Genomic DNA, 19,411 nt, shown 5'->3' with positions numbered 1-19,411 from the left:
GGTGCGGAGGCGGCACCCCCGTGCGGAGGCGGCACCGGCACACCGGCGGCCCCGGTACGGGCGGAGCGGCCCGGGGGGCACCGCGGCATCGGCGGGGTCCCGGAGGGCGGGTCCCGCGCCGTGTCGGCCAGTCGGGTGACTGAGGCGCCATGCGCCTTATGTACCGATTTACGGCTTTCTTCACGGGTACTCGGCGCCACATGATCACTGTTGGGGTCGAGGAGGAGTTCTTCCTCGTCGACCCGGTCACCTGTCTGCCGACGCCCCTCGCCGACGAGGTCCGCCGGACGGCGGGGCTGGGCCCGATCGCGGAGGACGGGGAGGTCCAGTGCGAACTCCTGCAGTCCCAGATCGAGGTGGCCACCCCCGTCTGCCGCGACCTCGGCGAGGTCGGGGGCCACCTCCTGCGGCTGCGGCACGCGCTGGGGACGGCGGCCGAGAAGAACGGCTGCCGGCTCGTGGCCACGGGCACCGCCCCGTACCGGGGGCCCGCCCCGGTGCCGGTCACCGACAGCGCCCGCTACCTGGCGATGCGCTCGCAGGCGCGCCAGCTCGTCGACGAGCAGCTCATCAACGGCATGCACGTGCACGTCGCCGTGCCCGGCCGGTCCGCCGCGGTCGCCGTGCTCAACCGGATCAGGCCCTGGCTGCCGGTCCTGGTGGCGATGTCGGCGAACTCGCCGCTGTGGGACGGGCGCGACACCGGCTTCGCGAGCTGGCGGACGGTGGTCTTCGGCAGGTGGGCGGTGAGCGGCCCCCCGCCTTCCTTCGCCGACGCCGCCGACCACGACCGCCGGATACGGGTCCTGCTGGACTCCGGGGTGATCTCCGACACCGGGCAGGTCTACTGGCAGGCGCGGCTGTCGGAGCGCTACCCCACCCTGGAGGTGCGCTGCGCGGACGTGCAGCTGAGGGCCGACGCGGCGGTGATGTTCACGGGGCTGATCCGGGCCATGGTGACCACCGCCCTGCGGGCGGAGGAGGCCGGGGAGCCCCTCCCCCACTGCCCTCCGGAGCGCCTGCAGGCCGCGAACTGGTGCGCGGCCCGGTACGGCCTGGGCGATCTGCTGATGGACCCCGAGGGCAGGAGCCACCGGGCCGGCGACGTGCTGTGCCGGCTGCTCGACTCCGTGGCCCCGGCGCTGGAGGAGGCGGGGGACGTCCGCGAGGTGACCTCGCTGGTGCACCGGCTGCTCCGGGAGGGCACACCCGCCGACCTCCAGCGGAGGGCGCTCGCCGAGGGCGGGGCGTCCGCGCTGGTGGACCTGCTGACCACGGAGACCGTGGAGCCGTGACGGGTGACGGCGCACCGGCGGCCGGGAGGGCCGCGGTGCCGCGACCGACGACCGACGACCGACGACCGACGACCGAGGAGACCGCATGGACACCTTCGCCCGCAGGTGGGGACACGCCGTCGTGACGGGCGGCGCCGGCTTCGTCGGGTCCCACCTGTGCTCCGCGCTGCTGGCCGCCGGGACGGCCGTGACGTGCGTGGACGACTTCAGCACCGGGCGGCGGCGGAACGTGTCCCCGCTGCTGGACCACCCGCACTTCACCCTGGTGGAGGCGAACGTCTCGGAGCCGTTCGAGGTGGACCGCCCGCCCGACCTGGTGCTGCACTTCGCCTCGCCCGCGTCGCCCGCCGACTACCTGCGCCTCCCCCTGCACACCCTGGAGGCCGGCAGCCTCGGCACCCGGCACGCGCTGGCACTGGCCCACCGGGCGGGGGCGCGGTTCCTGCTGGCCTCCACCTCCGAGGTGTACGGCGACCCCAAGCAGCACCCGCAGAACGAGCGGTACTGGGGCAACGTCAACCCGGTCGGCCCGCGCAGCGTGTACGACGAGGCGAAGCGGTTCGCGGAGGCGCTGACGACCGCCCAGGCCGAGACGTACGGCACGGACACGGGCATCGTACGGCTGTTCAACACCTACGGTCCGCGGATGCGCGGCCACGACGGGCGCGCCGTGCCGACGTTCATCCGGCAGGCGCTGGCCGGCGAGCCGCTGACGGTCACCGGCGACGGGCGGCAGACGCGGTCGCTGTGCTACGTCGACGACACCGTGCGGGGCGTCCTGGCGGCCGCCGCGCACGGACTGCGCGGACCGGTGAACATCGGCAACCCGGTCGAGACCACCATGCTGGAACTGGCCCGGATGATCATCAGGTTGACCGGTTCGCGCTCCGGCATCCGCCACATCGAGCGGCCCGCCGACGACCCGGCCGTGCGCTGCCCGGACATCACGCTCGCCCGCGACAAGCTCCAGTGGGAGCCGCGGGTCACCGCGGAGGACGGGCTGCGGCGCACCGTCGACTGGTTCCGCTCCGGCGCCGCCGACACCCCCGCCGCCTCCGGCGGCTGACNGCGCNTATTCTAGNNGTACANNTAAGCCCCCCGACGCCGCGCCCCGGTGCGCCGAAAGACAGGGAACCCATGCGCATTCTCGGAATCAACGCCCTCTTCCACGACCCCGCCGCCGCGCTGGTCGTCGACGGACGCGTGGTCGCCGCCGCCGAGGAGGAACGCTTCTCGCGGCGCAAGCACGGAAAGCGGCCGGTGCCCTTCTCGGCCTGGGAACTCCCCGAGAAGGCCGCCGCCTGGTGCCTGGAACGGGCCGGGCTGCGCCCGCAGGACCTGGACGCCGTCGCGTACTCGTTCGACCCGGCGCTCGCCCGGCCCGCCGGTCTGATGGGGCTCGACGACCCCTGGGACCACCTGCGGCTGGCCTACGCACGCGAGGCGCCCGGCTTCCTGCGCACCGCGCTGCCGGGCCTCGACCCGGAGGCGGTCAGGTTCGTGCCGCACCACATGGCGCACGCCGCGTCCGGCGCCTTCGCCACCGACGAGGCCGGCGCCGCGACGAGTTCCGTGCTCGTCCTCGACGGGCGCGGCGAGCGGGCCTCGCACCTCGCCGCCCGCCGCGTCCACGACCGGCTGGAGCCGCTGGCCGCGCAGGACCTGCCGCACTCGCTGGGCCTGGTGTACGAGGAGCTGACCGAACACCTGGGGTTCCTGCGCTCCTCCGACGAGTTCAAGGTGATGGCGCTCGCCTCCTACGGCCGGCCGCGGATGGCGGACGAGCTGCGCCGGTACGTGTACCCGACCGGTGACGGCGGTTTCCGCGCGGCGGGCGTGCCGTGGCGGGAGCTGTGCCCGCCGCGCGGCCCGGGCGAGGCGTGGACGCAGGACCACGCGGATCTGGCCGCCAGCGCCCAGGCGGTACTGGAGGAGACGCTGCTGGACCTGGTGCGCTGGCTGCACGGCCGGACCCGCGACCCGCTGCTGACGCTCGCCGGCGGAGTGGCCCTCAACTGCGTGGCCAACGCCCGCATCGCCCGCGAGGGCCCCTTCTCCCGGGTGTGGGTGCAGCCGGCCGCCGGCGACGCCGGCACGGCGCTGGGCGGGGCGATGCTGCTCGCGGCGGGCGGCGGCGACGAGGTGGCGCCCATGGGCGGGGCGGACCTGGGCCGCGACTGGTCCGACGCGGAGCTGGGCGCCTGGCTGAAGACGGCGGCGGTGCCGTTCGAACGGCCGCCGGACATCGCGGAGACCGTCGCGGAGGCGCTCGCCGGAAACGCGATCGTCGCCTGGTTCCAGGGGCGTTCGGAGTACGGCCCGAGGGCGCTGGGCCACCGCTCCCTGCTGGCCCACCCCGGCCACGCGGGGAACCTGGAGCGCCTCAACGACGTGAAGGGCCGCGAGCAGTTCCGGCCGGTGGCGCCGATGGTGCTCGCCGACCGGGCGGCGGAGATCTTCGCGGGGCGGCTGCCCAGCCCGTACATGCTGTTCGTGCACGAGGTGGCGCCCGGGTGGCGCGACCGCGTCCCGGCCGTCGTCCACGTCGACGGCACCGCCCGCGTCCAGACCGTCGACCGGGCCGCCGAGCCGCTGGTCGCCCGGATGCTGGAGGAGTTCGAGCGGCGCACCGGGCTGCCGGTGGTCGTCAACACCAGCCTCAACACGGCCGGCCGGCCGATGGTGGACGACCCGCGCGACGCCCTGGAGTGCTTCGGCTCCACGCCCGTGGACCTGCTGGCGATCGGCCCCTACGCGGTGCGCCGCGGGAGCTTCTTCACCTCGGACTCGCAGGACTCCCAGTCCGTGAGGAGGTCGGCGCGGTGAACATCCTGCTCTGGCACGTCCACGGCTCCTGGACGACGGCGTTCGTCCAGGGCCCGCACACCTGCCTGGTCCCCGTGCTGCCCGACCGGGGGCCCGACGGGCGGGGCCGGGCGCGGACGTTCGACTGGCCCGCCACCGTACGGGAGGTGACGCCCGAGCGGCTGAGGGGCGAACCGGTCGACGTGGTGCTCCTCCAGCGGCCCGAGGAGTTCGACCTCGCCGAGCGCTGGCTGGGCGGGCGCCGCCCCGGCCGGGACGTGCCCGCCGTGTACCTGGAGCACAACGCGCCCGACGGGAACGTGCCCGACACCCGGCACCCGTGCGCCGACCGCGACGGGCTGACCCTCGTCCACGTCACCCACTTCAACCGGCTGTTCTGGGACAGCGGCCGGGCCCGCACCGAGGTGATCGAGCACGGCGTCGTCGACCCCGGCCACCTGTACACGGGGCGGCTGCCCCGCGCGGCGGTCGTCGTCAACGAACCGGTGCGGCGCGGCCGGTACACCGGTACCGACCTGCTGCCCGCGCTGTCGGAGGCGGCGCCGCTCGACGTGTTCGGCATGCGCACCGAGGGGCTGGCCGCGCACCTGGGCCTGCCCGAGGAGCGGTGCCGGGCCCGCGACCTGCCGCAGCGGGACCTGCACGCGGCGATGGCGCAGCGGCGCCTGTACCTGCACCCGGTGCGGTGGACGTCGCTCGGCCTGTCCCTGCTGGAGGCGATGCACCTGGGCATGCCGGTGGTGGCGCTGGCGACCACGGAGGCGGTGGAGGCGGTCCCGGCGGGCGCGGGGACCCTCTCGACCCGGCCGGAGGTGCTGGCGGCGGCCGTCCGGCACTACCTGCAGGAGCCGGAGGCGGCCGCCGAGGACGGGGCCCGGGCCCGGCAGGCCGCCCTCGAACGGTACGGGCTCAAGCGCTTCCTGGACGACTGGGAGCGCGTGCTGACGGAGGTGCGCTCATGACCGGCCACGACCCCGCGGGACCCCTGTCGGTGGTGCTCGTCTCGGAGCACGCCAGCCCCCTCGCGGCGCTGGGGGGCGTCGACGCGGGCGGGCAGAACGTCCACGTCGCGCGTCTCGCCGGGGCGCTCGCCGACCGCGGCCACGAGGTGGCGGTGTTCACCCGCCGCGACGACCACGGCCTGCCCGACGAGGTGGTGATGCGGCCCGGCGTGGTCGTGCACCACGTGCCGGCGGGGCCGCCCGAGCCCGTCCCGAAGGACGAGCTGCTGCCGTACATGGACGCCTTCGGCCGGTACACGGCGCGGGTGCTGGAGGGGAGACCGCCGGACGTGGTGCACTCCCACTTCTGGATGTCGGGGGTCGCCGCGGTCCGCGCGGCGCGCGCCCTGCGGGTGCCGCTGCTGCACACGTACCACGCGCTGGGCACCGTGAAGCGGCGCCACCAGAAGGCGGCCGACACCAGCCCGCCCGAGCGGATCGCCGCCGAGTGCGAGGTGGGCCTGGCCTGCGACCGGATCGTCGCCACCTGCCGGGACGAGGTGCGGGAGCTGCGGCGCATGGGCATCCCGCCGGAGCGGGTGAGCGTCGTGCCGTGCGGCGTCGACCCCGGGCAGTTCTCCCCCGCCGGGCCCGCCGCCCCGCGCGGCCCCTTCCGGTACCGGCTGGTCCAGCTCGGCCGCCTGGTGCCGCGCAAGGGCGCGGCCGTCACGATCGCGGCCCTGTCCCGGCTGCCCGGCACCGAACTGCTCGTCGTCGGCGGGCCGCCCCCGTCCGGGCTGGACGCGGACCCGGAGGTGCGGCGGCTGCGCGGGGTGGCCCGGCTCGCCGGGGTCGCCGACCGGGTGCGGTTCACCGGCGCGGTGTCCCGCGACGAGGTGGCGCCGCTGCTGCGGAGCGCGGACGTGGTGGTGTGCCCCGGGGACTACGAGCCGTTCGGGATCGTGCCGCTGGAGGCGATGGCCTGCGGGCGGCCGGTGGTCGCCACCGCCGTGGGCGGCCAGCTCGACACGGTCGACGACCCCGGCTGCGGCCGGCTCGTGCCGCCCCGCGACCCGGCCGCCCTGGCGCGGGCGGCCGGGGAGTTCCTCGCCGACCCGGACCTGCGCGCCGCGTGCGGCGCGGCGGGCCGGCGGCGGGTGCTCGACCGGTACGACTGGAAGCGCGTCGGGGCGGCCACCGAGGCGGTGTACGCGCGGGTGCGCGCCGCCCGGCCCGCCGTGACCGGCGCGGCCTGAACCCCCGATCGGCAGCCGAACCGAACGACGAAGGAGGTGCGGGTCCGCCGCGGCCGTTCCGCCGGGACAGGCGCCCGAACACACATGAGCGATCACTCCCTCCCCTCGGGGTTCCCCCCCGCCGCGCGCGAGGCGGCGCTGCGGCACTGCGCCTCCCTGGAGGACGCCGTCGGCCGGTTCCGCCGGGACCACCTGGACCGGATCGCCCGGTGGGGCGCCCGGCTGGCGGTGGTCCTGCCGGGCGGGGGCCGGCTGCTGGCCGCCGGGAACGGCGGGAGCGCCGCGCAGGCGCAGCACCTGACGGCCGAGCTGGTGGGCCGCTACCGGCGCGAGCGTCCCGCGTACTCGGCGATCTCCCTGCACGCCGAGACCTCCAGCCTGACCGCGATCGGCAACGACTACGGCTTCGACCAGGTGTACGCCCGCCAGGTCGCCGCGCACGGCCGCCCCGGCGACGTCCTGCTGCTGCTGTCCACGTCGGGGCGGAGCGGGAACCTGGTCGCGGCGGCGGCGGCCGCCCGTGCGGCGGGGATGCGGGTGTGGGCGCTGACCGGGCCCGCGCCGAACCCGCTGGCCGAGGCGGCGCACGAGGCGCTGTGCGTGGACGCCGCGTCGACGGCCACGGTGCAGGAGGCGCACCTGGTGGCGGTGCACGTGCTGTGCGAGTGCTTCGACGCGGCGGCCGAGGCCGGCCCGGTGCGCCGGACCGGCGGGGCGGCCGGCGCGTTCCAGCCGGCGGCGGCGCGGCGGAGGACGTCGTGAGCGCCCGCCGGCCGCTGGTGGTCGTCGGGGACGCGCTGCTCGACGAGGACGTCGAGGGCGTGTCGACGCGGCTCGCGCCCGACGCCCCGGCGCCGGTCGTCGACGTGACGGGCGACCGGCGGCGGCCCGGCGGCGCCGGGCTGNCCGCCGCGCTCGCCGCCCGCGACGGGCGCGAGGTGGTGCTGGTGGCGGCGCTGGGCGACGACCCGGCGAGCGACGCGGTGCGCCTGTCCCTGGAGGGCCGGGTCCGGCTGGTGGAGCTGCCCCTGCGGGGCACCCTGCCGGTGAAGACCCGCGTCCTGGCGTCGGGCCGGCCCCTGGTGCGGATCGACCGCGGCGGCGGTGATCCGGGGGAGCCCGGCGGCGCGGTCCGCGACGCGCTGTCCGGCGCGCACGCGGTGCTGGTCGCGGACTACGGGCGGCGCACCGCGGACGCGGTGCGGGAGGTCCTGGCGGCCGTCGCGCCGCGAGTGCCGGTCGTGTGGGACCCGCACCCCCGGGGCGGCGCGCCGGTTCCCGGCGTCCGGATCGCCACGCCGAACGCCGCCGAGGCCCGGGCGCTCGCCCCCGGCGCGGGCGGCGAGTCGCTGCGGGCGTACGCGCGGCGGGGAGCGGAGCTGGCGGAGCGGTGGCGGGCCGCCGCCGTCGCGGTGACCCTCGGCGAACGCGGGGTGCTGCTGACCCGGCCGGGGCCCGGCGCCGGCACGCCGATGCTGGTGCCCGTCCCGTACCGGGCGTCCGGCGACCCGTGCGGCGCGGGCGACTGCTTCGCCTCGGCGGCGGCGGCCGCGCTGGCGGACGGGGCGCTGCCGGAGGAGGCGGTGGAGCTGGGTGTGGCGGAGGCGGCGGCGTTCGTCGCGGCGGGCGGCGCGGGCAACCCGGCGCTGTGGCGCACGCCCCCGGCCCCGGAGCGGCACGAACCGCCGGTCGCCGACCCCTTCGCGCTCGCCGAGCGGGTGCGGGCGCGGGGCGGGACGGTGGTGGCGACGGGCGGCTGCTTCGACCTGCTGCACGCCGGGCACGTGGGCCTGCTGGAGAGCGCGCGGCGGATCGGCGACTGCCTGATCGTGTGCGTCAACTCCGACGCGTCGGTGGCGCGGCTGAAGGGGCCGGGCCGTCCGCTGAACCCGGTCGCGGACCGGACGCGGGTGCTGGCCGGGCTGGGCAGCGTCGACGCGATCGCGGTGTTCGACGGCGACACCCCGGCGGAGCTGCTGACGCGGCTGCGGCCCGACGTGTGGGTGAAGGGCGGCGACTACTCGGCGGAGGACCTGCCCGAGGCGGAGGTGCTGCGCGGCTGGGGCGGCCAGGCGGTGGTGCTGCCGTACCTGGACGGCCGCTCCACCACCCTGCTGGCGCACCGCGCGGCCCGGGCGGCGGTCCGCCCCGCCCGCGACTGACCCGCCGGCCGGCCCGGGCGCCGGGNGCGNCCGCCGGCGGGGTGGCCCGTCCGGCCCACCCCGCCGGCCGCCCGGGGTGCCGGACGGTGGCCGCCGGGCCACAGTGGGGAAGTCGGCGGACACGTCCGAGGAAGGCGGAGGATGCGGCATGGGCGGCAGTGGAGTGCGGGTCGACCTGCGGGGCAGGCAGGCCCTGGTGACCGGCGGGGCGCGGGGGCTGGGCGCCTCCATCGTGCGGCGGCTGGCGGAGGCGGGCGCGCCGGTGCTCGTGGCCGACGTGCGCAAGGAACTGGCGCGGGAGCTGTGCGACGAGCTGAACGGGAACGGCGGCGACACCCGCTTCGTGGAGCTCGACGTCCGCGACCCGGACGCGGTGGCGGGAGTCTTCCGGGAACTGGACGGCGCCGGACGGCCGGTGGACGTCCTGATCAACAACGCGGCCGTCGACGTGTCGAAGCCCATCGAGCACCTGACGGCCGACGAGGTCACCCGGGTGGTCCAGACGAACCTGCTCGGGCCGGTGTACCTGTGCCTGGAGGCCTACCGGCGCATGGTGGCGCGCGGCGGCGGCCACATCGTGAACATCCTGTCCACGGCGTCCCGCCGCACCTGGACGGAGGCCGGCCCGTACGCGGCGGGCAAGTCGGGCCTGCGGGCGTTCACCCACACGCTGTTCAAGGAGGCGCAGCGGGACTGCCCGGGCATCGGCGTGACGGGCATCGTGGCGGGCGGCATGGAGACGCCGTTCATCATGGACCGCTTCCCGGAGACGGACGTGTCGATGCTGCAGAGCCCCGACGTCGTCGCCGACGCCGTGCTGTACGCCCTGTCGGTGCCGGACGGCAGCGTGGCGGGCGAGATCGTGGTCGTGCCCCGCCGGGAGCCCTCCTGGCCCTGACCCCTTCCCGTCCCCGGGACCCCTCCCGGCCCGGCGGCGGACGGGTCCCCGGGCCGCCGGGCCGGCGCCGGTACGGCCCCGGCGGGGAGGAACGGGGGGGCGACGCGAACGGTCCTCGTGGCACCGGCACCGGCGCGCCCGGGCGGGAAGGCGGTCGGCGGCCCGGCGCGGGAGAGGGGCGCGGCTCAGACCGGCTTCAGCGGGTCGTGACCGATGTTCATCAGGCCGTGGCGCCAGTCGGTGCCGCCGGCCTCCGGCTCCAGGTCCGGGTCGCGCTGGGAGCGGACGATGTCGCGGACGCGGCGCATCACGGCGACGTCGTCCTCGGTGAGGTCGGTGCGCCGCTTGCCGAGGATCTCCAGGACGCGGCGGCCGGTGCGCGGTCCGGCCCGGTCGGGAAGCTCCTCGGTCTCCTCGCCGGCGGCCTGGGTGCTCAGCCACTCCTGGAGCTCGCGCGAGGTCATGTTGACGACCGTGTGGAACTCGTCCCACAGCTCGGCGCTGATCTGGTCGGACGCTGCCATGACGTGCCTCCCGACGTTTCCGGGTTTCCGGCGACTTCCTCGAACGTCGTTCCGGGTTGCCGGGACCCGGAAGGGCAAACCCGCCCCCGGCAGGGCCCGCCGCCGGGCTCCGGGTGCGGCGGCCGCGGGGAGCGCCCGGTTCCGGCGGGACCGTCCGTCCCGCCCGGCCGCGTTCCGGCGTGAGCTATGTTGGGCGGAATTGGGACCGGGAGGAGACGGATCGTGCCAACAGTGCCATCCGGGCAGCGGGCACGCGCGCAGGCGGCCGCGATCACCCCGGGGCGGCCGGTTCCGAAGGCGGGACCCACGGAGCGGGTGCGGGCACTGTTCACCGGCCACCGGCTGTCCCCCGCCCAGCGGCGCATCGCGCAGTACCTGGTGGACCACCTGACGGAGGCCGCGTTCCTGTCGATCACCGATCTCGCGGAGCGGGCCGGGGTGAGCCAGCCGTCGGTGACGCGGTTCGCGACGTCGCTGGGGTACTCGGGCTTCCCGGCGCTGCGGGAGGCGCTGCAGCCGATCGCGCTGAGCGCGGTGGCGGGGGCGGCGGACTCCCGGGAGGAGATCCGGAGCAACGAACTCCAGTCGGCGGTCGACGCGGAGATCGCGAACCTCGAGACCCTGCGACGGGTTCTGGCCGATCCGGGGCAGGTGCTGGAAGTGGGGCGGCGGCTGGCGCGCTCCGTTCCCCTGACGGTGGTGGGGCTGCGGATCTCGGCGTCGCTGGCGGAGTACTTCGCGTACGCGGCGCGGCGCATCCACCCCGACGTGCGGGTGGTGACGCGGGGCGGGAGCGTCGCGTACGACGCGCTGCTCCAGGCGTGGGAGGCGGGCGGCTCGTGGGTGCTGGCCTACGCGATGCCGCGCCACGCGAACGAGACGCTGGAGGCGGTGCGGGTGGCGCGCGACACGGGTCTGCGCGTGGCGCTGATCAGCGATTCCACCTTGGGGCCGCTGAGGGAGGAGGTGGACGCGGTGCTCACCGCTCCGACCGGTTCACGGCTCGTGTTCGACTCGTACGCGGCGCCCGGGGTGCTGTCGGCCGCGGTGCTGCAGGCGATGGCGGACGCCGAGCCGGAGCGTACGCAGTCGCGGCTGGAACGCTACGAGCAGGTCGCGCTGCAGCACGACTTCTTCCTCGACGACTGAGGGCGGCCGGGCGGTCCGGCCGGTGTTCCCGGTGGGTGCGAGCGGCCGCGCGGCACCGTTTTTTTCGGCCATCGGGACGCATGAAATTTTTCATGCCCTTGCTTACTCAAGGGTATAAATATTTACTGCTCGCACGGCATCGCGGCGCCGTCGGAGACGAGCGCGGCGCGGTGCCCGCCGACCGGACACCGGTGGGCGACGCTCCCTCCTCGCGCCGCCCCGGGTGTTCGCTGCCGGGTGCCCCGCCCTCCCCTGCGGACACCCGCGACGGCCCCGGTCTACCCCTGGACCGGGGCCGTCGGGCATTCCGCCGTCCCCCCTAACCGGCCGCCGTGGCCGCCAGCCTGGCGCGCGCGGCCGCGAGGGCGTGCTCCAGTTTCCGGGTCCCGGTCGTCACGCAGAGCGTGTACGTCACGTCGTCCAGGCGGCGTTGCAGGTCCGGCGCGATCGCGTGGTCCTGCGCGGCGGCGCAGAGGGACTCGTACCGGGCGACAAGCTCTCGAAGCACAGCCGGATGCGCCAACAGCATGGGCGTACCTGCCTTTCCGACGCCATGAGGTGAGAGGGGAGGACGGCGAGACGCGTCTCCCTCGGGGATGGTGCGAAGAAGTCGGGTGATCGGCGGCGTCCCGGTCCGGGCGCCGCCCCCGCGCGGGATATGCCCGCACTGACCGACCTTCACACGACATTGTGATGCAACCGTGATGGGTTCGCCCTGCGGAACGCCGGTCGGTATGGCGAATCGCGCGCGTGGTACTCGCCGGCCATGAACGTGAACCCCATCGAGATGCAGCGGAACCTGAGCGGGGTCAGCTACCCCGCCTCGAAGGACGACGTCGTCCGGCAGGCGAAGGAGAACGGCGCCGGCAAGGAGGTCATGGAAGCGCTGAAGTCCCTGCCGGACAAGGAGTACGACTCCCCCACCGCGATCAACAAGGAGGTCGGCGGAGACTCGTGACACCGGCGGTACCCCTCGACCGCGCCGCCCCGCGCCGATCGGGGCGGCGCCTGCGACCGCCCCTCCTCCCCGGCGGGCCCGCCCCGGGGTCACGCGGGTGCCGGAGGCGGCTTCGGGCTCCGGTCTCCGGGCGGGGGCGGACCCGGACCGCGTCCGGGTTCCGGGGCGGAGGCGCTCCGCGGCGGGCGGGCGGGAGCGCGACCGCGTCACCCGATGCGCCTCACAGGTCACCCGTTCGCGTCGCCGCGGGTCACGGGAGGTTCGCGCCGGACGGGCCGGGGGGCGGTCCGGTGCCGTACGGGCCCGCGCCGGGCAGTGACTGCTCGGCCCAGACGACCTTGCCCCGTTCGGTGTAGCGGGTGCCCCAGCGTTCGGCGAGCCGGGCGACCAGCAGCAGCCCCCGGCCGCCCTCGTCGGTGTCCGCCGCGTACCGCAGGTGCGGCGAGGTGCTGCTGCCGTCGGACACCTCGCAGGTCAGGCCCCGGTCGTGGATGAGGCGCACGTGCACCGGGGCGGAGCCGTACCGGATCGCGTTGGTGACCAGCTCACCGAGGATCAGTTCCGTGGCGAACGCCGCCTCCGACAGCCCCCACGCGCCGAGCCGTTCGCCGGCGGCGGCGCGCAGCTCCGCGACGGCCTCGGGGCGGAACGGCACGTCCCAGTCGGCGACGCGGTCCGGGCCGAGGACGCGGGTGCGGGCGATCAGCAGCGCCACGTCGTCCGCGGGACGGTCGGGCAGCAGTGCGTCGAGGACGGCGCGGCAGCTCTCCTCCGGGCCGCGGCCCGGGTGGGCGAGGGCCTCGCGCAGCAGCTCCAGGCCCACGTCGATGTCCCGGCTGCGCTCCTCGATCAGCCCGTCGGTGTAGAAGACCAGCAGGCTGCCCTCCGCCAGTTCCCGTTCGGCGGTCTCGAACGGGACGCCGCCGAGGCCCAGCGGCGGCCCGGCCGGCAGGTCGGGGAACTCGACGGTCCCGTCGGGGTGGACCAGCGCGGGCAGGGGGTGCCCGGCCCTGGAGAGGGCGCAGCGCCGCGTCACCGGGTCGTAGACGGCGTACAGGCAGGTCGCCCCGATCGTGCCGGCGCCGCCGCCCGCCTCGGTCTCGTCCTGGTCGATGCGGCCGACGAGGTCGTCGAGGCGGCCGAGGAGCTCGTCGGGCGGCAGGTCCAGGGTGGAGAAGTTGTGGACGGCGGTGCGCAGGCGGCCCATGGTGGCGGCGGCGTGCAGTCCGTGGCCGACGACGTCGCCGACGACGAGCGCGACGCGGCCGCCGGGGAGCGGGATGACGTCGAACCAGTCGCCGCCCACCCCGGACTGGGCCGGCAGGTAGCGGTGGGCGGCGTCGACGGCGCTCTGCTCGGGCAGGGCGCGGGGCAGCAGGCTGCGCTGGAGGGTCACGGCCATCGTGTGCTCGCGGGTGTAGCGGCGGGCGTTGTCGATGGCGACGGCGGCCCGGGCGGCCAGTTCCTCGGCGAGGGCCACGTCCTCCTCGTCGAAGGGGCCGGGCTTCTCGGAGCGCCAGAAGTTGACGACGCCGAGGACGGTCCCGCGCGCCCTGAGCGGCACGGCGATCAGCGAGTGGATGCCGTACGCGACGATCCGCCCGGCCCGCTGCGGGTCCTGCGCGTGCCAGCCGGGAGCGCGGGACAGGTCGGGCACGAGCTCGGCGCGCCCGGAGTCGAGGCCGCGGGCCTGCGGGGTGGACGCGAGGAAGTCGATCGCGTGGCCGACCGGGTAGAGCGGGTGGTCGTCGCGGACGCCCCGGGAGGCGGCGCGGCGCATGGCGCCGACGGTCGCGGCGGGCTCGTCGCCGCGCAGCACCGGCTCGGCGAGGTCGACGGTGGCGAAGTCGGCGAAGCGGGGCACGGCCACGTCCGCGAGCTCCTGGGCGGTGCGGGCCACGTCGAGGGTGGTGCCGATGCCGACGCCCGCCTCGTACAGCAGGTCGAGGCGCTTGCGGGCGACCTGGGCGCGGCCGGACAGGGTGCGCAGCTCGGTGGTGTCCCGGACGGTGACGACGGTGCCGCCGTGGCCCCCGTGGGGGCTCGTGGGGCGCTGGTTGACGGCGAGGAGCCGGCCGGCCGCGGGGACGACCTCGTCGGTGGCGAGGCGGCCGGAGCGCAGCAGGTCCGCCATGCGGGGGTCGAGGTCCGGCAGTTCGGAGACGTGCCGCCCCTCGGCGCCGGGCGGCAGGCCGAGGAGCCGTACCGCCTCGTCGTTGGCGAGCAGGAGGCGGCCGTCGCCGGCGACGATGACGACGCCCTCGCGGACCGCGTGGAGGACGGCGTCGTGGTGCTCGTACACGCGGGTCATCTCGGCGGGGCCGAGGCCGTGGGTCTGCCGTCGCAGGCGGCGGGCGACGAGGGCCGTGCCCGCCGTCGCCACGGCGAGCCCGGCCGCGCTGGTGCCGAGGATGACGGGGAGCTGGCGGTCGACGGCGCCGGTGACGTTGCGCACCTTCAGTCCGGCGGAGACGAGGCCGACGACCCGGCCGTCCGCGTCGGTGACGGGCACGACGGCCTGCACCTCCTCGCCGAGGGGGCCGCGGACGTGCTCGGTGTGGACCTTGCCGGCGAGGGACGGCTCGATGGTGCCGACGAACCGCTGGCCGATGCGCTGGGGCAGCGGATGGCTGTAGCGGATGCCGTCGACGTTCATGACGACGATGAAGTCGACGCCGGCCCGTCTGCGGGCGGCCTCCGCGGCGGGCTGGAGCACCCGCGACGGGTCGGGGCGCGCCAGGACCTCCGGCAGGCCCGGCGCGTGGGCGAAGGCCTCCGCGACGGCGACGGACCGGGTGCGGGCCTCGCGGTCGCCGTCGTACCGCGACTGGAGCAGCAGGGCGAGGAGCGTCCCGAGGACCAGCAGCACCACCAGCGCCACCTGCAGGGCGAACACCTGCCCGGCGACGCTGCGCGGGTGCCTTTCGGCCAGTGACCGGACCGAGACGCTTCGGAGCCGGTCGGAGAAGGTGACCACGCTCCTTTGTAACACCGGTGCCCGTACCCGGCGCCGGTGCGGAAGCACGATCACCGCCCCGGGCGCGGACCGCCTCCGGAACGGGGTGCGGGGCACCGGACGCCGCCCCGCGCGGCCGGCGCGCCGGCACCGCCGTGGACGCCGCGGGCGCCTTCACGGGACCCGTGCCCACCGGATCGGGGGCGTCCCGCCCGCCCNNNNANNCCNNNTACNCCTTACTATTCGCATCCGGGGTCATAANGGGGAGGGCGGCAACCGGTNCCGCNCCTCCCCACCGGGAACGCGGGAGGCGGAAGCACGGAAGCGGGGAAGTGGGGAGGCGCAGGGGCGCGGAGATGCGAAGGACGGAGTCCGACGGTCCGGGAGCCCGGCGGTCCGAGGCCGGGCGGCCCGAGGCCGGGCGGCCCGGGAGCCGGCGGTCCGCCCGGGACGCCGCGGGCTTCACGGCGCCCGGTGCCCCGGTACCTGGCGGCCGCCGCCCGGCGGCGGGGCGCCGGGCAGGAGGGCGGCGGGGTGCATTTCTCGCCGTCCCGGCGCGGGTATGGTCCACCAAAGGCCGGGGTGCGGGGCGACTGGGGGCGCGGTGTGGCCGTACGGGAATTCGAGGAGCGGGGCGTACTCATCCGGCGGGGGTGGCGCCAGTTGACGACGGCGGGCCGGGTCCGGGTGGCGGAGGGGCGGTTGACACTGCTGAACAGCAGGGGCAGCGAGATCGACAGCGCACCGCTGTCGCAGGTGTGGGTGGTGGAGCCCTGGTACGTGCCGCGGGGGACCGTCCGGGCCGTGCTGGGCGGGACCACGTACCTGCTGCGGCTGGCCCCGCCGCGGGCCCGTGACGTCGCGGAGGCCGCGCACCGGGCCCGCGGTTAGCGTCCCGGCCGGCGCTCCCCCGCGCCGTGCGCTCCCCGGTTCCCGGCCCGGTTCAGATCCCGACCGGGACGGTCGGCAGGTCCTCCCAGACCTGCCGCAGCTCGGTGTAGCGGCGGTCGGGCAACCCCTCCAGCACCTCGCGGACCTCGGGGCGGGCGCCCGCGGCGGCGATCAGCAGATCGCTGCGGCTGACCGCGCCGTTGGCGAAGACGGCTCCCAGATGGTCGGCGATCTCGGTGCGGGTGACGTCGTCAGCCATGGCTCCCCCAGGGTGAGCGCGCGTGAAGGTCGGCGGCGTGGCGGTGCGTGGTGATCGGATGCGGCCTCGACGGGCGGCTCCGGCGCCGATCCAGGCCGTACGGGGCGCCGGGTCGGCGAGCGGCACCAATCTAACGCAGCCGCGGAGCGCGGGGGCAAGCCGGAAACGCGCCGACAGGGGTGGTTCGCCGGAATTCCGCACTCCGTACCGGACCCGACGGGCGGCGGACGGCGGCGGTTCACCCGCGCCCCGGAGGGGGCCCGCACCGGGCGCGGGACCCCGCGCCCGGCCCGTCCCGCGAGGCCCCGGAGGGTGCCGGAGCGCGGGTGCGGGAGCCGGGTGCGGACCGGACGGGCGGCGGTGCCGCGGAGGCCGCCGCGCCGGCGGGTGTGCGGCCGCGGGGGCGGTCGCGGTCCGGATGCGCCCGGACGCGGGGCGGCGGCCGGGCGGGGGCCGCCCGCGGCGGGCGCCGTCAGGCCCGCGGGACCGTCGCGGCGGGCAGTCCCGCCGGGGAGCCCGGAGGGGGCCCGGTGCCCGATCCGGGCGGCTGGGTGAGGATCGCGGTGAGGAGCAGGCCGACGACGGCGACCACGACGGCGACCAGGGCGAGGACCTTGCGCCAGTCGCGCTCCCGGCGGGCCTGACCGTCCCCGTCGTCGCCGTCCGGGCCCCCGGGCGGCGCGGCCCCGGGGGCGGGCGGATCGTCGGCGAACTGCCGGGTGAGTTCGGACATCCGGGCCTCCAGACCGGGGTCGTCGCGCGCGAGGAGCCTCTCGATCTCGGCGAGAAGGCGGTTCTCGTCCATCCCGGATGCCATGGAGCCCACCTCCGTGCGGCGCGACGGCCGGTACCCGCTGCTTCCCACCGGGTACCCGCCCTGCGCGTCAGTGCTCCTGCCGGGCGCCGGATTCGCGCGGGACGATCGCGACGGGGCAGTGCGCGTGGTGCAGCAGCGCGTGGACGACGTGCCCGAGGCCCCGGCCCACACCGGGCACCGGGCGGTGCGCGCCGACGGCGACCAGATCGGCCCGCTGCGACGCCCGGACGAGCGGCCCGGCGGTGGAACGGCCGCTCTCCACCTCGGCGGTGACGGTCAGCCCGGCGAACTCGGCGCGGAGCTCGTCGGCGAGTCCGCGCGTCTCGCGCAGCCGCGACCCGGCCATGTCGTCGAGGTCGTCGAGCATGGTCAGGGCGCCCCCCGCGTCGGCGAGCGGGCTCCAGGCGGTGACGAGGCGCAGGGCCGCCCGGCGCAGTTCGGCCTCGCGGGCGGCGTGCCGCACCCACGCGTGGTCCCGCCGGTCGCGCACGCAGGCGGCGACGACCCCGGTGGCGGCGTGGTCGCGTTCGCCCCGCACCACCACGAGGGGCACTCCGGCCCGCGAGGCGAGGCGCAGGCCGACGGAGCCCAGCAGGAGTTCGCCGAATCCGCCGAGGCCGCGGTGGCCGACGACGACGGTGCCCTCCGCGCCGGCCTCGCCGCACAGGGCGTGGACGGCGTCGCCGGGGGCGAGGCGGCGCACGACGGTCACGTCCGGGAACCGCCGTGCGACCGCGCCCGCCGCCTCCATGAGCAGTTCGTGCCCGGCCGCGCGGGCCCGTTCCGCAGCCTCGCCGGACGCGCGGCCCTCCGTACCGGTGGCGTGCAGGAGGTGCAGCGGCTGCCGGCGCCGGTACGCCTCGGCGGCGGCCCACAGGGCGGCGGCGGCGGCCTGGGGGGAGCCGTCGACTCCGGCGATGACGGGCGCCCTGGTCGTGGCGTGGTTCATGGCTCCTCCTGGGGCTCGCACGGGCCGCGCACCCGGGTGCTCCGGGGCGGGTTCCTCGCCGGCGCGGGTCCTGAACCCCTTTCCGGCCGGGCGCCCGGCGCCTCGCGGAGCGGTCAGGCGCCGGACTCCGGGCGGAGGCGGTGGACGCGGATGCGCCGGCCGGTGACGCGGGCGGGGGCGACGACCACCCACAGGTCCCGCTCGGCACCGGCCCAGGGCGTGGTGAACGCCCGCTCCGCCAGCGCCCGGGCCTCGCCGGGGTCGGTGACGACGCGGGCGGGGCCGACCAGGAGGACGCTCCACCCCCGGCTGAAGGCCTCGTCGATGTGGTCCACCTCGAAGGCGACCTCGCGGCCCGCGGCCCTGCCGGGAAGCGAGTCGGGCGAGGTGCGGAAGGCGATCTCGCCGCCGGCGGCGACGTAGTTGACGGGCACGATGGCCGGGCCCTCGTGCGTGGTGACGGCGACGCGGCCCACCCCGTGGGTGCCGAGCAGCTGCCGGCACTCGTCGGGGTCCAGCTCGACCAGCTCGGGGCGGTAGGCCGCCTGCCCCACGCCGGACGGCAGGTCGGCGGTGCCGCCGGTGAGGGCGCCGACGGTGGTCTCCAGGGCGTCGGCGAGCCGCAGCAGGAAGCCCATCCCGGGGACGGCCGCCTGCTCCTCCAGGTACTGCAGGTAGCCGGGTGCCGACCCCGCGCGCAGCGCGACGTCCTCCCGGGACAGGCCGAGCTGTTCGCGGCGGGCCGCGACGCGGCGGCCGATGTCGCCCCTGTGGCGCTCGGGTCCGGACATGGGCATCACGGTAGTCGCGGTGCCCGGCGTCCGCATGGCGGGCCGCGCGCGCCGGCGGTGAGTAGGCTCGAAAGACACCGTCGTACCGGGTGGGGCGGGGACGGGGCCGGTCGGCCCTCCTGCCGGTGCCCTGTCGGCCCTGCCGTCCGGGTGGTACGGCGGACGACGCTTGGTGCGCGGGTTCACCAGGAGGTTCACATGACCAGAGCTCCGAGGATCAACGCCCTGCCGGCTCCGCACCGGGAGCGGCTGATGGCCCTCTCCCGGGAGGTCGCGTTCGAACCCGGGCACCGGCTCTTCGACGAGCGCCGGCCGGCGGACCGGTTCTGGATCATCCGGACGGGCGCCGTCACCCTGGATTCGCGGGTGCCGGGGAGTCCGCGCCCCGCCGTGATCGAGATGCTCGGCCACGGCGAGCTGGTCGGCCTGTCGTGGATGTTCCCGCCGTACGAGTGGGAGCTGGGCGCGGAGGCGATGAGCCTGGTGCGCGCCTCCGAGTTCGACGCGGCGGTGGTGCGGGAGCTGTGCGCGGCGGAGACCGCGTTCGGGTACGCGCTGACGCAGTGGGTGGGGCAGGTCCTCTCCCACCGGTTGCAGTCGACGCGGGTGCGGCTGCTCGACATGTACGCGCCGCACGGCAGCGGCGTGTTCTGACGGCGGGACGGGGCGGCGCCNNGNTCCGGGNGNGGCTCTCCCGGGTCCGGGCGCGCCTCCGGGTAGTAGCCTGGGGTCGCGGATT

19 protein-coding genes and 1 pseudogene are annotated in these 19,411 nt (G+C 76.7%); 13 read left to right on the top strand and 7 right to left on the bottom strand.

Annotated elements, in window-relative coordinates:
• Nucleotides 1–200 precede the first annotated feature (200 nt).
• The 9 genes and pseudogenes from MW084_RS23125 (at nucleotide 201) to MW084_RS23085 (ending at nucleotide 9,378) form a co-directional block, all read left to right on the top strand.
• Nucleotides 201–1,295, top strand: a complete 1,095-nt coding sequence (locus tag MW084_RS23125; protein ID WP_010472568.1) for a carboxylate-amine ligase — start codon at nucleotides 201–203, stop codon at nucleotides 1,293–1,295.
• 85 nt (nucleotides 1,296–1,380) lie between these two features.
• Nucleotides 1,381–2,361: a UDP-glucuronic acid decarboxylase family protein gene (locus tag MW084_RS23120; protein WP_010472566.1), complete on the top strand. Its 981-nt coding sequence runs from the start codon at nucleotides 1,381–1,383 to the stop codon at nucleotides 2,359–2,361.
• A 71-nt stretch (nucleotides 2,362–2,432) separates the two neighbouring features.
• Entirely contained in the window at nucleotides 2,433–4,121 is a 1,689-nt protein-coding gene (locus MW084_RS23115; RefSeq protein WP_010472565.1) for a carbamoyltransferase family protein, read from the top strand.
• On the top strand, nucleotides 4,118–5,083 hold the full coding sequence (locus tag MW084_RS23110) for a glycosyltransferase (protein WP_010472563.1): 966 nt from the start codon (nucleotides 4,118–4,120) through the stop codon (nucleotides 5,081–5,083). The genes MW084_RS23115 and MW084_RS23110 overlap by 4 nt, the downstream gene beginning before the upstream one ends.
• Nucleotides 5,080–6,318 (top strand): glycosyltransferase, encoded by a 1,239-nt coding sequence (locus MW084_RS23105; protein WP_010472562.1) that lies wholly within the window; start codon nucleotides 5,080–5,082, stop codon nucleotides 6,316–6,318. Before MW084_RS23110 ends, MW084_RS23105 begins: the two co-directional genes overlap by 4 nt.
• Before the next feature lie 84 nt (nucleotides 6,319–6,402).
• Nucleotides 6,403–7,080: a D-sedoheptulose-7-phosphate isomerase gene (locus MW084_RS23100; RefSeq protein WP_010472560.1), complete on the top strand. Its 678-nt coding sequence runs from the start codon at nucleotides 6,403–6,405 to the stop codon at nucleotides 7,078–7,080.
• Nucleotides 7,077–7,223, top strand: a pseudogene (locus MW084_RS23095) (D-beta-D-heptose 1-phosphate adenosyltransferase); the annotation flags it as partial. The gene MW084_RS23100 and the pseudogene MW084_RS23095, both read left to right, overlap by 4 nt.
• Before the next feature lies 1 nt (nucleotide 7,224).
• Nucleotides 7,225–8,480: D-glycero-beta-D-manno-heptose 1-phosphate adenylyltransferase (gene rfaE2 / locus MW084_RS23090; protein WP_275563769.1), on the top strand; the 1,256-nt coding region annotated here is incomplete at its 5' end.
• A gap of 148 nt (nucleotides 8,481–8,628) precedes the next feature.
• Nucleotides 8,629–9,378: an SDR family oxidoreductase gene (locus MW084_RS23085; RefSeq protein ID WP_039829574.1), complete on the top strand. Its 750-nt coding sequence runs from the start codon at nucleotides 8,629–8,631 to the stop codon at nucleotides 9,376–9,378.
• A 185-nt stretch (nucleotides 9,379–9,563) separates the two neighbouring features.
• Here the strand turns inward: MW084_RS23085 and MW084_RS23080 are convergent, their stop codons facing one another.
• The gene (locus MW084_RS23080) at nucleotides 9,564–9,902 is read right to left on the bottom strand and encodes a DUF3140 domain-containing protein (protein ID WP_010472556.1); all 339 of its coding nucleotides are present in this window, start codon (nucleotides 9,900–9,902) and stop codon (nucleotides 9,564–9,566) included.
• A gap of 231 nt (nucleotides 9,903–10,133) precedes the next feature.
• Here MW084_RS23080 and MW084_RS23075 point away from each other — a divergent pair, with 231 nt between their 5' ends.
• Nucleotides 10,134–11,051 carry a MurR/RpiR family transcriptional regulator gene (locus tag MW084_RS23075; protein WP_010472555.1) on the top strand — a complete coding sequence of 306 codons (918 nt, stop codon included), beginning with the start codon at nucleotides 10,134–10,136 and terminating at the stop codon, nucleotides 11,049–11,051.
• Between the two features lie 319 nt (nucleotides 11,052–11,370).
• Here MW084_RS23075 and MW084_RS23070 read toward each other — a convergent pair whose 3' ends face one another.
• Nucleotides 11,371–11,580, bottom strand: coding sequence for a DUF5133 domain-containing protein (locus tag MW084_RS23070; RefSeq protein WP_010472554.1), 210 nt, complete (start codon nucleotides 11,578–11,580; stop codon nucleotides 11,371–11,373).
• 237 nt (nucleotides 11,581–11,817) lie between these two features.
• On the opposite strand from MW084_RS23070, the gene MW084_RS23065 reads away from it, so the two are divergent.
• Entirely contained in the window at nucleotides 11,818–12,009 is a 192-nt protein-coding gene (locus MW084_RS23065; protein ID WP_010472553.1) for a DUF2795 domain-containing protein, read from the top strand.
• A gap of 250 nt (nucleotides 12,010–12,259) precedes the next feature.
• On the opposite strand, the gene MW084_RS23060 is transcribed toward MW084_RS23065, so the two are convergent.
• The gene (locus MW084_RS23060) at nucleotides 12,260–14,986 is read right to left on the bottom strand and encodes a SpoIIE family protein phosphatase (protein WP_010472552.1); all 2,727 of its coding nucleotides are present in this window, start codon (nucleotides 14,984–14,986) and stop codon (nucleotides 12,260–12,262) included.
• Between the two features lie 585 nt (nucleotides 14,987–15,571).
• Here MW084_RS23060 and MW084_RS23055 point away from each other — a divergent pair.
• Nucleotides 15,572–15,856, top strand: coding sequence for a hypothetical protein (locus tag MW084_RS23055; RefSeq protein ID WP_010472550.1), 285 nt, complete (start codon nucleotides 15,572–15,574; stop codon nucleotides 15,854–15,856).
• A 52-nt stretch (nucleotides 15,857–15,908) separates the two neighbouring features.
• Here MW084_RS23055 and MW084_RS23050 read toward each other — a convergent pair whose 3' ends face one another.
• The 4 genes from MW084_RS23050 to MW084_RS23035 all read right to left on the bottom strand — a co-directional run bounded on the left by MW084_RS23050 (nucleotide 15,909) and on the right by MW084_RS23035 (nucleotide 18,672).
• Complete coding sequence (locus MW084_RS23050; protein ID WP_010472548.1) at nucleotides 15,909–16,115, bottom strand: DUF2795 domain-containing protein; 207 nt, start codon at nucleotides 16,113–16,115, stop codon at nucleotides 15,909–15,911.
• 472 nt (nucleotides 16,116–16,587) lie between these two features.
• Nucleotides 16,588–16,932 carry a DUF3040 domain-containing protein gene (locus tag MW084_RS23045; protein ID WP_106428099.1) on the bottom strand — a complete coding sequence of 115 codons (345 nt, stop codon included), beginning with the start codon at nucleotides 16,930–16,932 and terminating at the stop codon, nucleotides 16,588–16,590.
• 67 nt (nucleotides 16,933–16,999) lie between these two features.
• The gene (locus tag MW084_RS23040; RefSeq protein ID WP_010472544.1) at nucleotides 17,000–17,881 is read right to left on the bottom strand and encodes a universal stress protein; all 882 of its coding nucleotides are present in this window, start codon (nucleotides 17,879–17,881) and stop codon (nucleotides 17,000–17,002) included.
• A gap of 113 nt (nucleotides 17,882–17,994) precedes the next feature.
• Entirely contained in the window at nucleotides 17,995–18,672 is a 678-nt protein-coding gene (locus MW084_RS23035; protein ID WP_308403942.1) for a helix-turn-helix domain-containing protein, read from the bottom strand.
• 198 nt (nucleotides 18,673–18,870) lie between these two features.
• On the opposite strand from MW084_RS23035, the gene MW084_RS23030 reads away from it, so the two are divergent.
• A complete protein-coding gene (locus MW084_RS23030) occupies nucleotides 18,871–19,326 on the top strand; it encodes a Crp/Fnr family transcriptional regulator (RefSeq protein ID WP_010474938.1) in 456 nt (151 codons plus the stop codon).
• Nucleotides 19,327–19,411 lie beyond the last annotated feature (85 nt).

It is taken from the genome of Streptomyces sudanensis (assembly GCF_023614315.1).
GTDB lineage: Bacteria > Actinomycetota > Actinomycetes > Streptomycetales > Streptomycetaceae > Streptomyces > Streptomyces sudanensis.
The sequence above is the reverse complement of the archived record's forward strand: the minus strand, read 5'-3'. Positions and strand labels throughout refer to the sequence as shown.